This is a genomic window from Vogesella alkaliphila, from assembly GCF_014652475.1.
Classification (GTDB): Bacteria; Pseudomonadota; Gammaproteobacteria; order Burkholderiales; family Chromobacteriaceae; genus Vogesella; species Vogesella alkaliphila.
On the sequence record NZ_BMYW01000001.1, the window covers coordinates 86,099 to 98,066 of the forward strand.

Here is an 11,968-nt window from a genome sequence, read left to right on the forward strand (position 1 = left end):
AACTTCATGTTAAGGCGGCGAAATGTCGTCAACAATCGACATTGTGTTGCCAAAAAAGACTATTTTGTTGCACTTTGGCTGCCGCCGGCTGCGCTTTGCCCGTCGCCCTCCACCGGGATGAACAGCGAGGTTTTCAGCGTGTTGAGCACCACGTTGGTGGTGATGCGGCGGATCATCGGGTTGTTCTCCATCACCCGCGCCGTCAGGCGGTCGTAGGCCTCGACATCCTGGGCGGTGATGATGACGATCAGGTCGGCGGCGCCGGTCACGTAGTAGATTTGCTGGATGGCGTCGATCTGCTTCGCCCACTCGCGGAAGCGGTTGACGGTGTCGTAGTTGTCGCGCTCGATCTCCATGGCGGCGACAAAGCTCATCGGCCGCCCGACCAGCGCGCGGTCGAGCACGGCGACCTCGGCGCTGATGATCTTTTCGGCGCGCAGCCGCTTGAGGCGCTTCTGCACGGCGGAGGCGGACAGGCCGATGGCCTCGGCGATCACTTCCGCCTTGACCGTGCAGTCGCGCTGCATGAGGGTGAGGATCTTCTGGTCGAAGGAATCGAGAGTGGTGGTCATGGGCGTCACCCGTAAAGTCAGAGATAGAAAGCGGTGGCCGCGCCGGCCCCCGCACAGAGGCGCACCTGGTCCAGTGCCCGGATCAGCGCGCTTCTGAAGTCGTCGTTGCAGTGGTCGAGCGCGACGGGGGGCAGCGCGATGCGGTCAACGCCCGGCGGCAGCGGATAGGCCCGTTCCGAGCCGTGGCGGTGCTTGGCGATCAGCGCCGAACCCTGCAGCGCCAGCAGCGTCATCTGCAGCGAGCGCGGGGCCGGCAGCGCCAGCGCGCCGGCCAGCGGCAGCAGCAGCGGGGTGAGCTGTTGCAGCAGCGGAATCTCGTACACCCCCGGCCACCAGGCGTGCGCGTGCGGCGGCCAGCAGCCGGTGGGCAGCACGGCGGCCATTTCCACGCTGCGGTCGCTGCGCAGCAGGGCATAGGCCTGCACCCGGCCGTCGGCGGCGGGGCGGGCATGGCACAGCAGGCCGGCCGGATGCGGCACCGGCGCGGCCAGCGCGATGCCGGCCGGGCGCAGTTGCTGCAGCAGCGCCTGCGCGTGCTGCCGCTGCGCGGCGCTCAGCGGCTCACCGGCGACGCCGGGGGCCGGCAGCAGCCGGCAGCGCCACTGCGGGCCGGGCGGCATCGCGATACCGCCGTCGTGCGGCAGCGGCGATTCGCCGGCCGAAAATGGTTCACGCATACGAGCCCTCCCGTCTTGCCGCCGCGCCGGATTCCGGCTCCGGCGGCGATGCCTCGACTGTCATTATGCCGAGGGCGGTGGCGGCAAAAGCGCAATGTGCGGCACTTCTGTTACGCAGGAGCGCCTATTTTCTGATTTTTGTTCCGCATTGCCGCGAAAATGACGTTGGCAATGGTTGGCCGCGGCAAAACAAAACCCGCACCGTGACGGGTGCGGGTTGCGGGGTTCAGGCTTGCTGCCGGGGCGGCTTACTTGAACGGGTAGATGTCGTTGCTGAAGTACTTGTCCTGGATCTTCTTGTAGGTGCCGTCCTTCAGGATTTTCTTCAGCGCCACGTTGATCTTGGCCAGCAGTTCCTTGTTGCCTTTCTGTACCGCGATGCCGCAGCCCTGGTAGTACTTCGGATCGTTGAACACCGGGCCGACGAAGGCGTAGCCCTTGCCCTTGCCGGTTTTCAGGAAGTCTTCCTCACCCACGGTGGACTCCAGGAACACCGCGTCCAGGCGCTGGCTGGACAGGTCGAGGAAGGCGTCGGTGATCTTGCCGTAGACCTTGATCTGCGCGCCTTTCGGCTTCAGCTTGTCGTTGGCTTCCTGCTGCTGCACGGCGCTGCGCAGCACGCCGATGTTCTTGCCCTTGTACCAGGCGTCGTTGATCTGGGTGCCTTCCTTGGCCAGCAGGCGGCCGGGCACGTTGAAGTACATGTCGCTGAAATCGACGATCTTGGCGCGCTCTGGCGTGATGCTCATCGAGGCGATGGCGACTTCGAACTTCTTGGCCTGCAGCGCCGGCACGATGCCGTCGAAGTCCATCGCCTTCAGTTCGCACTGCAGCTTGGCTTCGGCGCAGATGGCGCGGGCGATGTCCGGGTCGAAGCCGGTGATGCTGCCGTCGGCGGCCTGTTTCGAGAACGGCGGGTAGCTGACATCGGTGACGATGCGCACGGTTTGGGCTTGTGCCAGCAGCGGCAGCGAGCAGATGGCGGTCAGCGCCAGCAGGTGTTTGTAGTTCATGGGGTCTCCGTTTTCCTTTGTCGTTGCGGTGTGTGTCGCACTCCGCGGCTGTTTCTATCTTAATCGCGGAGACGTGCCAAGCGTGCGTCAATTGTGTATACATTTGTGCGGCTTTTTTGCCAGTGCGAGATAAAAAATCCGCGGGCAGCCATTTTTTCCGGCTTGACCGCCATCAATGCCGGGCAGGGGGCGGTGGCTACAATGCTTGCTGACCCGTCGCCATCTGAGCGACGCCGGGCCGGGACGGCTTCCCGGCACCACCCGCGATCACGCCATGGCCAAGAAATTCCCGCTGCACCCCAGGCACCCGGAGCGCATCTGCTGGGGCTGCGACAAGTACTGTCCGGCTGGCTCTCTGCAGTGCGGCAACGGCTCCGGCCGTACCCAGCACCCGGCCGAGATGCTGGGTGACGACTGGTACCTGTGGGGCGACTGGGGCATCACCCCGGACGACGAGGCGGCGGCGCCCGCCATCCCGAGCGCGGACAGCGACAACTGAGCGCAGCCGCGGCCCAGGGTTGGCCGCAAGCCGGCGGCCATCGCGGGCGCGGCAATTGCGTACAGGTGACATCGCTGTACAGAAGCGGCACCACCGCCACCGCTCCTGCCGATCGCGGAAAAATTTTATCTTCTTGATAAGTCTGGATGTTTTCTTTTTTTCGGCCGGTTGTTGCGTTGCAGCAAGCGCGCCGCCGGCCGTTGTGACGCGCAGGGATTGCTGAAATGATGCGTACGCAACAGGCTGGGCGCGTCCGTTCGCGCCGCCGCTAACGCCGGCGTCGTGCGCCCATCCCCATCCATCCGCCGTCAAGGAGTGAAGCATGTCCCTGCCCGTCGCCGCCGCCCGGCCATTGCCCGTCACCGGCGTGGCGCCACCGTTCGCGGTGTGCGCCGGCCGCGCTGTAGCCGCCGCGGGGGCAGGGCGATGACGGCGCCGCTGCAGCTGGCGGTGCTGCTGTTGCCGCCGTGTTCGCCGTTCGGCATCGGCTGCTTTGCCGAGCCCTTCCTGCAGGCCAACCGTCTGGCCGGCAAGACGCTGTACCAGTTGCGCTTCTATAGCTGGAACGGCCAGCCGCTGCCGATGGCCGGCGGCATGCGCTACCCGGTGAGCGGCGCGCTGCGCGACGCCGAGGCCTGCGACCAGCTGTTCGTGCTCAGCGAGGGCGTGCTGCCGTTCAGCGACGCCGCGCTGTGTTGCCACGCGCTGGCGCTGCTGGCGTCCCGCGTGTCGCTGCTGGGCGGGGTGCACTGCGGTGCCTGGTGGCTGGCCAGCGCCGGCCTGCTCGACGGCTACCACGCCACCATCCACTGGCCGGAGCAGCCGGCCTTTGTCGAGCGTTTTCGCAATGTGCTGGCGTCGCAGCACGTGTACGAACTGGATCGCGGCCGCTTCACCTGTGCCGGCGGCCTCGCGCAGATCGACGGCGCGCTGGCGCTGATCGGGCGCCAGCACGGCGTCGAGCTGGTGGAGTCCATCGCCGCGCTGCTGTGCGCCGAGCGCGTGCGCGGCAGCGACGAGCGCCAGCGCGTGCCGCTGCTGGCGCGGGTGGGCGAGAAGCACCCGAAGCTCACCGAGGCGGTGATGCTGATGGAAGCCAATATCGAGGAGCCGCTGACCACCGACGAGCTGGCGCGCCTCACCAACCAGTCGCGCCGCCAGCTGGCGCGCCTGTTCAAGCAGTACCTCGACGATTCGCCGTCGCGCTACTACCTGCAGCTGCGGCTGGAGCGCGCCCGCCATCTGTTGCGCAACACCGGCAAGTCGGTGGTGCAGATCGGGCTGTTGTGCGGCTTTTCTTCCGGGCCGCACTTTTCCACCGTGTACCGCACCCATTTCGGCATCTCGCCGCGCGAGGAGCGTTTCCCCGGCGACGGCGACTTTGCCGACGAGGCCTGAGCCGCGTGCGGCCAACGTTGGCCGCAACCGTGACAGGCTGGCCCAAACAGAAAGCTGCGTGTCTTGATTCTGGATGGAAAGTTTGACGCGCCTCCCTAGAATGGCTCCATCTCAACGCCAGATGAAGGATTCCCAGATGTCCGCTCCCGTTACCCGCCAAACGTTCGATGAAGTGATGGTTCCCAACTACGCCCCGGCCGCGTTCGTACCGGTGAAGGGTGAAGGCTCGCGCCTGTGGGACCAGCAGGGCAAGGAATACATCGATTTCGCCAGCGGCATCGCCGTGACTAGCCTGGGCCATCTGCACCCGGAGCTGACCAAGGTATTGCACGAGCAGGTAGACCGCCTGTGGCACCTGTCCAATACCTTCACCAACGAGCCGGCGCTGCGCCTGGCGCGTCGCCTGACCGAAACCACCTTTGCCGAGAAGGTGTTCTTCTGCAACTCCGGCGCCGAAGCCAACGAAGCCGCGCTGAAGCTGGCCCGTCGTTACGCCTTCGACCATTTCGGCGGCAGCAAGACCGGCATCGTGTCCTGCAAGCAGGCCTTCCACGGCCGTACCCTGTTCACCGTATCGGTGGGCGGCCAGCCGAAGTACACCGAAGGCTTCGCCCCGCTGCCGGGTGACCTGAACCACATCGAATTCAACAACCTGGCAGCTGCCGAGGCCGCCATCAATGCCGGTACCTGCGCCGTGATCGTGGAGCCGGTACAGGGCGAAGGCGGTGTGCTGCCGGCCACCCAGGCCTACCTGCAAAAGCTGCGCGAGCTGTGCGACAAGCACAACGCCCTGCTGATTTTCGACGAAGTACAGATTGGTGTTGGCCGCTCCGGCGCGCTGTACGCCTACCAGGCCTACGGCGTGACCCCGGACATCCTGACCAGCGCCAAGGCCCTGGGTAACGGTTTCCCGGTCGCCGCCATGCTGACCAGCAACAAGGTAGCCGCCTCCTTCGTGGTCGGCACCCACGGTTCCACCTACGGTGGCAACCCGATGGCCTGCGCCGTGGCCGACAAGGTGCTGGAACTGATCAACACCCCGGCCGTGCTGGGCGGGGTGCAGCAGCGCCATGAGCTGATCAAGGCCGGCCTCGCGCGCATCAACGCCAAGTACGGCATCTTCAAGGAAGTGCGCGGCATGGGCCTCTTGATGGGCGCCGAGCTGCAGGGCGAGTTCGTGAACAAGGCCAAGGACATCGTCAACGCCGCCGCCAAGCACGGCCTGCTGGTGCTGGTCGCCGGCACCAACGTGCTGCGCATCGTGCCGTCGCTGATCATTCCGGAAGCCGACGTACAGGAAGGCCTGGCTCGCCTGGAGGCCACCATCGCCGAACTGGTGAGCAAGGTGGAAGCCAAAGAGGCGCAACCGGCGTAATGCCCATACACGGCGGCGACCACGTATCGCCGCCGTTTTTCCCTACAGAGGAAGATCCATGCTTCTTGTCCGCCCCAGCAAGCTGTCCGACCTGCCGCAGATCGAGCGCATGGCGCGCTCCGACGGCCCGGTCCTGCACTCCCTGCCGCCCGACCGCGAGCGCCTGCAGCAGCGCGTGAACGATTCCGTGCATTCGCTGCGCGCCGATGTCGACTGCCCCGGCGAGGAAAGCTACCTGTTCGTGCTGGAAGATACCGCCAGCGGCCAACTGCACGGCACTGCCGGCATCATGGCGGTGGCCGGCTTCTCCGAACCGTTCTACGCCTTCCGCAACGAAGTGCTGGTGCACGCCTCGCGCGAGCTGAAGGTGAACCACCGCGTACACGCGCTGGTGACCTCGCACGAACTGACCGGCCGCACCCGCCTTACCGGCTTCTACTACGACGAAGCCGCGCTGGGCCGCGGCATGGCGCTGCCGCAGCTGCTGTCGCGCGCCCGCATGATGTTCATTGCCCAGCACCGCGAACGCTTCAACAACGAGATCTTCTCGGTGCTGCCGGGTGTGACCGACGACAACGGACGCTCGCCGTTCTGGGACGCCGTCGGCTTCAAGTTCTTCCGTCGCGACTTCGCCGAGATGGAGCTGGCCTCCGGTGGTCGCAGCCGCACCTTCATCGCCGAAATGATGCAGGTGGACCCGCTGTACGTGCCGCTGATCGCCGAAGAAGCACAGCGCGTGATGGGCGAGCCGCACGCCGGCGCGCGCACCAACTACCGCTGCCACCTGGCCGAAGGCCTGGAGCCGGATCATTTTGTCGACCTGTTCGACGCCGGCCCGGTGCTCACCGCCCAGCTGGATGTCTGCCGCTCGGTACGCTACAGCCGCCTGCACACCGCCCGCCGTGGCGAAGTGAGCGGCGACACCGTGCCGCACCTGGTCAGCAACACGCTGACTGCCGACTTCCGCTGCCTGCTGGTGGACCTGCCGCCGCTGATGGGCGACGAAGTGGTTTTGCCGCCGGAAGTGGCGGATGCACTGGAAATCGTGGATGGCGACGCCGTGCGTTGCGTCCCGCTGAATAGCGAAGGGGCCCGCTGATGTTCGTATTGCGTATGAGCCGGCCGGATGACGTAGACGCGCTGGTACAACTGGGGCACAAGGCTGGCCCCGGCCTCACCACCCTGAAACCCGACCCGGATGCGCAGGGCGCGCGCCTGCAGCGCGTGCAGCGCACCATCGCCGGCAGCGCCGAGCTGCCGGAGCAGGGTTATTTGTTCGTGCTGGAAGACACCACCAGCGGCAAGGTAGTGGGCGTGTGCGGCATCGAAGTGGCCGTGGGCCTGGACCAGGCGTTCTGGACCTACCGCATGGATACCTTCGTGCACGCCAGCCGCGAGCTGGGGCTGTGGACGCGCATGGACAAACTGCACATGTCGCACGGCCTTACTGGCTACTCCGAGCTGTGCACGCTGTTCCTCGACCCGGACTACCGCGTCAACGGCAACGGCTCGCTGCTGTCCAAGGCGCGCTTCATGTTCATCGGCCAGTTCCGCGAACGCTTTGCCGAGCGCATCTGCGCCGAAATGCGCGGCTACTTCGACGACAACGGCGAATCGCCGTTCTGGAAGGCGCTGGGCGCGCACTTCTACCGTATCGACTTCCACGAGGCCGACCGGCTGGTGGCGCTGGGCAAGAAATCCTTCCTCGCCGAGCTGATGCCGCGCTACCCGGTGTACATCGACTTCCTGCCGCAGGACGCCCGCGACTGCATCGGCAAGGTGCACAAGGAAACCGAGCCGGCACGCCGGCTGCTGGAAGTGGAAGGCCTGCGCCTGGAGCAGCACGTGGACATCTTCGAAGGCGGCCCGGTGCTGGAAGCGCGCATCGACGACCTGCGCGTGATGCGCGACAGCGGCCTGTGCCAGGTGGAAATCGTGGCTGAAGCTGCCGCCGATGCGCCGCGCCAGCTGGTGGCCAACGGCGAGCTGGCCGACTTCCGGGTGATTCTGGCTGCGGCCAACGTTAGCGCTGGTGTGGTGCATCTCACTGCCGAACAGGCGCGCGCGCTGCAGGTGAAAGCCGGCGACCGCGTGCGCGTGATGCTGCAGAACCCGGCCAAATAACCCAAGACTTTTGCCGGCAGCCAGCGCTGCCGGCTTACAAACGGGTGCCTCGAAAAACTGCGGTTTTCGGGGTGACCAGACAGGAAAATAATCATGAGCCAACTGTTCATCGACGGCGCCTGGACCACCGGTCGCGGCGCATCCTTCGTATCGCTCAACCCGGCCAACGGCCAGCCGGTATGGGAAGGTCACTCGGCCTCCGCTGCCGACATCGACGCCGCCTTCGCCGCCGCCCGCCGCGCCTTTGACGACTGGCGCCGCCGCTCGCTGGACGAGCGCATCGCGCTGGTGCGCCGCTTTGCCGAAGTGCTGGGCGAGCACAAGGAAGAGATGGCCCGCGCCATCGGCGTGGAAACCGGCAAGCCGCTGTGGGAATCGCGCCAGGAAGTGGCCGCCATGGTGGGCAAGATCGACATCTCCATCCGCTCCTACCAGGAACGTACCGGTGAAAAACGCGGCGAACTGGCCGGCGACACCACCGTGCTGCGCCACCGCCCGCACGGCGTGATGGCGGTATACGGCCCGTACAACTTCCCCGGCCACCTGCCGAACGGCCACATCGTGCCGGCGCTGATCGCCGGCAACACCATCCTGTTCAAGCCGTCCGAACTCACCCCGCTGGTAGCCGAGCTCACCATCAAGCTGTGGGAAAAGGCCGGCGCACCGGCTGGCGTGATCAACCTGCTGCAGGGCGAGCGCGACACCGGCATCGCCCTGGCGCAGCACCCGCAGCTGGATGGCCTGCTGTTCACCGGCAGCTCCGCCACCGGCGTGGCACTGCACAAGCAGTTCGCCGGCCGCCCGGGCTTCATGCTGGCGCTGGAAATGGGTGGCAACAATCCGATGGTTGTTGCTGAAGTCGATAACCTGGACGGCGCCGTGCACCACGCCATCCAGTCGTCCTTCCTGTCCGCAGGTCAGCGCTGCACCTGCGCGCGCCGTCTGCTGGTACCGCACGGCGAGTTCGGCGACCGCTTCATCGCCCGCTTTGCCGAGGTCGCTGCCAAGCTCACCATCGGCGAATACGATGCCGAGCAGCAGCCGTTCATGGGCGCCATGGTGTCGCTGAAGGCCGCGCAGGGCATGTTGGCCGCACAGGACAAGCTGCTGGCCATGGGTGCCAAGTCCATCCTGGCCATGCGCCAGCTGGAAGGCGGCAAGGCCTTCGTTACCCCGGCCATCCTGGACGTGACTGACATCGCCGCCCAGCTGCCGGACGAGGAATACTTCGGCCCGCTGAGCCAGATCATCCGCTACCACGACTTCGACGAAGCGCTGCAGATCGCCAACAACACCCAGTACGGCCTGTCCGCCGCGCTGCTGGCCGACGACGAGGCGCTGTGGCAGCGCTTCAACCAGGACATCCGCGCTGGTGTGGTGAACTGGAACAAACCAACCAACGGCGCCTCCTCTGCGGCACCGTTCGGTGGCACCGGCCTGTCCGGCAACCACCGTCCGGGCGCCTACTACGCCGCCGACTACTGCGCCTACCCGATGGCATCGGTAGAAGCGGGCAGCCTGACGCTGCCGGCCCAGCTGTCGCCGGGCATGACTTTCTGAGGGTGTTGTTTCTGCTCCTTGACAGCCCGCCGCGTGCGGGCTTTTTTGCGTGCGGCCAAGCTTGTGCAAGCCTGGCCGCACGCGCTCAGAACCTGTTCAAAGTCTCGCGCGCTCACGCGGGACAAGGCGAAAACGGCTGAGGAAGCGGCGTTTAGCTGGATATCAACAAGCAGGCCGAAGGCGTTTTCAACGCGGTATCGCCCCATGTGAGATCAGTCGCAGCAGGCATTGAACAGCTTGTCAGGACTTGCCGCGCAGGTAGTCGACCACCGCCGCCGGCGGCATGGGTCGCGCTTCGAGAAAGCCCTGCATCTCGTCGCAGCCGTTGGCCAGCAGCCAGGCCTGCTGCGCCGGGGTTTCCACACCCTCGGCCACGGTGTGGCAGGCCAGCTGTTGCGCCAGGGTGATGATGGTGCGCACCACCGCGCGGCCTTCCTCGCGGTCGAGGTTGCGCACGAAGGCGAGGTCGATCTTCAGCACCGACACCGGCAGCTGCTGCAGGTAGGCGAGCGAGGAGTAGCCGGTGCCGAAGTCGTCGAGCGCGAGATGCAGCCCCAGCCCGCGCAGCTGCTGCAGCACCGGCAGCGCCCACTGCAGGTTTTCCATCGCCGCGGTCTCGGTGATTTCCAGCTCCAGCTGCGCCGGGTCCACGCCGTGGCGCCGGCAGCTTTGCAGCAGCCAGTCCTGCAGCCCGGCGTCGCCGAGCTGGCGCGGCGACAGGTTGATCGCCATGCGGCCAACCTGGTGGCCGTCGCGCTGCCAGGCGGCGCGCTGCACGATGGCCTGGTCCAGCGCCCAGCGCCCGAGGCGCAGGATGAAGCCGGTTTCTTCCGCCACCGGGATGAACTCGCCGGGGCTGATGGCGCCCTCGGCCGCCTGCCAGCGCAGCAGCGCCTCGAAGCCGGCGACGCAGCCGTCGCGCAGTCGCACCCGCGGCTGGTACACCATCGCGAATTGTTGCTGCTGCAGCGCCAGCGCCATCTGGCCGGCCAGCTGCAGCCAGCGCCGGGTGCGCGCCGGCTCGCAATCGCTGAACGCCACCACCGGGGTGCTGACGCTGCGCTTGGCGGCGGTCATCGCCATCTCGGCGTTTTGCAGCAGCTGGCCGGGCTGGTCGCCGTCCTCGGGATAGCGGCAGTAGCCGGCACGGGCGCCGGCCTGCAGCTCGATGCCGCCGGGCAGCACGAAGGGCGCGGCAAAGGCTTCCAGCAGTTGCTGCGCACGCGGCAGCGGCTCGCGCTGGCCCGGCATCAGCACGGCGAAGCTGTCACCCTGCAAGCGCGTCAGCTGCTCGTCGGGGTGCAGCAGGCGCAGCAGGCGCTGGCTGGCGGCCACCAGTAGCGCGTCGCCGCTGTCGTGGCCGAACACCTGGTTGATGCGGCCCAGCGCGTCGATATTGCACAGCAGCAGCGCGCCGTGCGGGCACTGCTGCAGGCTGGCGTCCAGCTGGCGGAGGGTGGCGTGGCGGTTGGGCAGCCCGGTCAGCTCGTCGTTGAGCGCCAGCCACTGCAGCTGCGAGGTCTGCTGCACCTGCACGCTGATGTCGCTGACAAAGGCCAGCACATAGTCGTGCGGCCCCCACTGCAGCGGCGCCAGCTCGACGCTGGCGTGGAACTGGCTGCCGTCGCAGCGCTCGGCGGTCACCTGCTGGCGCTCGCTCATGCGGCGCACGCTGGCCGCGGCGTGGTAGTCGCCACGGTGCTGGCGGTGCGCGCCGCGCCGCGCGATCGGTACCAGCTGGTCGATGTGGCCGCCGTCCAGCGCGCCCGGCGCGGCATGGAACAGCTGCTCCGCCGCCGGATTGCTGCTGACGATGCGGCCGTCCTGATCCACCACCAGAATGCCCAGCGGCGCGCCGGAAACCAGCGCGTGCAGCCGGTTGCGCGCGTCCTCGTGCGCGGTCTTTTCCACCGTCAGCTGCTGGTAGGGTTGCAGCAGGCGGGTCTCGATCACCCCGCGCAGGAAGAAGCCCTGGCCGATGACCTTGAACACGTGGCCGAGGCCGTTGGCGACGTCGTCGACCAGCTGGTAGAAGCAGAAAAACAGCTCGCCGAAGGCCAGCACCAGCAGGCCGGCGGTCAGCCACTGCCCGGCGAAGATGGACTGCTGCGCGCGGTGCACGCGAAAGGCCAGCAACAGGTAGGCGCCCACCAGCAGCCACTCCAGCGAGATCTTCAGCGGCGTCAGGCCGCTGCCGGGCTGGAACAGCACCGGCAGCCTGTCGTACAGGCCGACGCCGAGCAGCGCCACCAGCGCGCCGTAAAGCCACAGCAGCGGAATAGCGCGCCGCTGTTGCGGGGGCGGCAGCAGCATGCACAGGATGGCCAGCGCCACCATCGCGCGTGCGCCCAGCCACAGCACGATGGCCTTTTGCGGGGTGTTGGCGGTGACGAAGGCCGGCAGCAGCGCGTAGGACACGGTGTGCAGGGTATCCAGCGCCGCGATCACCGCGAAGCCGACCGCAAGCACCCGCAGCGGGCGGCTGCTGTCGGTGCGGAACCAGGCCATCACCGCCACCAGCAGGCTCATCGCGATGGACAGGATTTCCAGCATGGTGTGGATGGCGGCGTAGCCGGGCAGGCGCGCCCAGCCGGGCGACACCAGCTGCAACAGCAGCATCAGCGAGATCAGGAAGCACAGCAGCAGCGCCAGCGGCAGCGGGGTTGCGCTGTTGGCGGACGGCGTACTGGCGGGCCAGGACAGAGATAGCATGCGGACGGGCTTTCGGCTGGGGTCGCAAAAGGGTGGTC

At 67.0% G+C, this 11,968-nt stretch carries 10 protein-coding genes; 6 read left to right on the forward strand and 4 right to left on the reverse strand.

Translation table 11 applies throughout. The features are described from left to right. Positions 1-59: 59 nt before the first annotated feature. The 3 genes from IE100_RS00440 to IE100_RS00450 form a co-directional block, all read right to left on the reverse strand. Entirely contained in the window at positions 60-572 is a 513-nt protein-coding gene (locus IE100_RS00440) for an Lrp/AsnC family transcriptional regulator (protein WP_189372097.1), read from the reverse strand. A gap of 17 nt (positions 573-589) precedes the next feature. Then, positions 590-1,249 (reverse strand): hypothetical protein, encoded by a 660-nt coding sequence (locus tag IE100_RS00445; RefSeq protein ID WP_189372098.1) that lies wholly within the window; start codon positions 1,247-1,249, stop codon positions 590-592. A gap of 248 nt (positions 1,250-1,497) precedes the next feature. Next, positions 1,498-2,262 carry a transporter substrate-binding domain-containing protein gene (locus IE100_RS00450; RefSeq protein ID WP_189372099.1) on the reverse strand — a complete coding sequence of 255 codons (765 nt, stop codon included), beginning with the start codon at positions 2,260-2,262 and terminating at the stop codon, positions 1,498-1,500. 205 nt (positions 2,263-2,467) lie between these two features. On the opposite strand from IE100_RS00450, the gene IE100_RS00455 reads away from it, so the two are divergent. The 6 genes from IE100_RS00455 (at position 2,468) to astD (ending at position 9,218) form a co-directional block, all read left to right on the forward strand. Continuing rightward, complete coding sequence (locus IE100_RS00455) at positions 2,468-2,761, forward strand: DUF3079 domain-containing protein (protein WP_373295275.1); 294 nt, start codon at positions 2,468-2,470, stop codon at positions 2,759-2,761. A 426-nt stretch (positions 2,762-3,187) separates the two neighbouring features. Continuing rightward, positions 3,188-4,159, forward strand: coding sequence for a GlxA family transcriptional regulator (locus tag IE100_RS00460; RefSeq protein WP_189372100.1), 972 nt, complete (start codon positions 3,188-3,190; stop codon positions 4,157-4,159). Between the two features lie 136 nt (positions 4,160-4,295). Further along, a complete protein-coding gene (locus IE100_RS00465; RefSeq protein ID WP_189372101.1) occupies positions 4,296-5,534 on the forward strand; it encodes an aspartate aminotransferase family protein in 1,239 nt (412 codons plus the stop codon). A gap of 58 nt (positions 5,535-5,592) precedes the next feature. Continuing rightward, on the forward strand, positions 5,593-6,633 hold the full coding sequence (gene astA, locus IE100_RS00470) for an arginine N-succinyltransferase (RefSeq protein WP_189372102.1): 1,041 nt from the start codon (positions 5,593-5,595) through the stop codon (positions 6,631-6,633). Then, positions 6,633-7,658 (forward strand): arginine N-succinyltransferase, encoded by a 1,026-nt coding sequence (astA, locus tag IE100_RS00475; protein WP_189372103.1) that lies wholly within the window; start codon positions 6,633-6,635, stop codon positions 7,656-7,658. Before astA (IE100_RS00470) ends, astA (IE100_RS00475) begins: the two co-directional genes overlap by 1 nt. A 93-nt stretch (positions 7,659-7,751) precedes the next feature. Beyond that, positions 7,752-9,218 carry a succinylglutamate-semialdehyde dehydrogenase gene (gene astD, locus IE100_RS00480; RefSeq protein WP_189372104.1) on the forward strand — a complete coding sequence of 489 codons (1,467 nt, stop codon included), beginning with the start codon at positions 7,752-7,754 and terminating at the stop codon, positions 9,216-9,218. Positions 9,219-9,458: 240 nt separating this feature from the next. On the opposite strand, the gene IE100_RS00485 is transcribed toward astD, so the two are convergent. Further along, on the reverse strand, positions 9,459-11,930 hold the full coding sequence (locus IE100_RS00485) for a putative bifunctional diguanylate cyclase/phosphodiesterase (protein ID WP_189372105.1): 2,472 nt from the start codon (positions 11,928-11,930) through the stop codon (positions 9,459-9,461). Between the last annotated feature and the right edge of the window lie 38 nt (positions 11,931-11,968).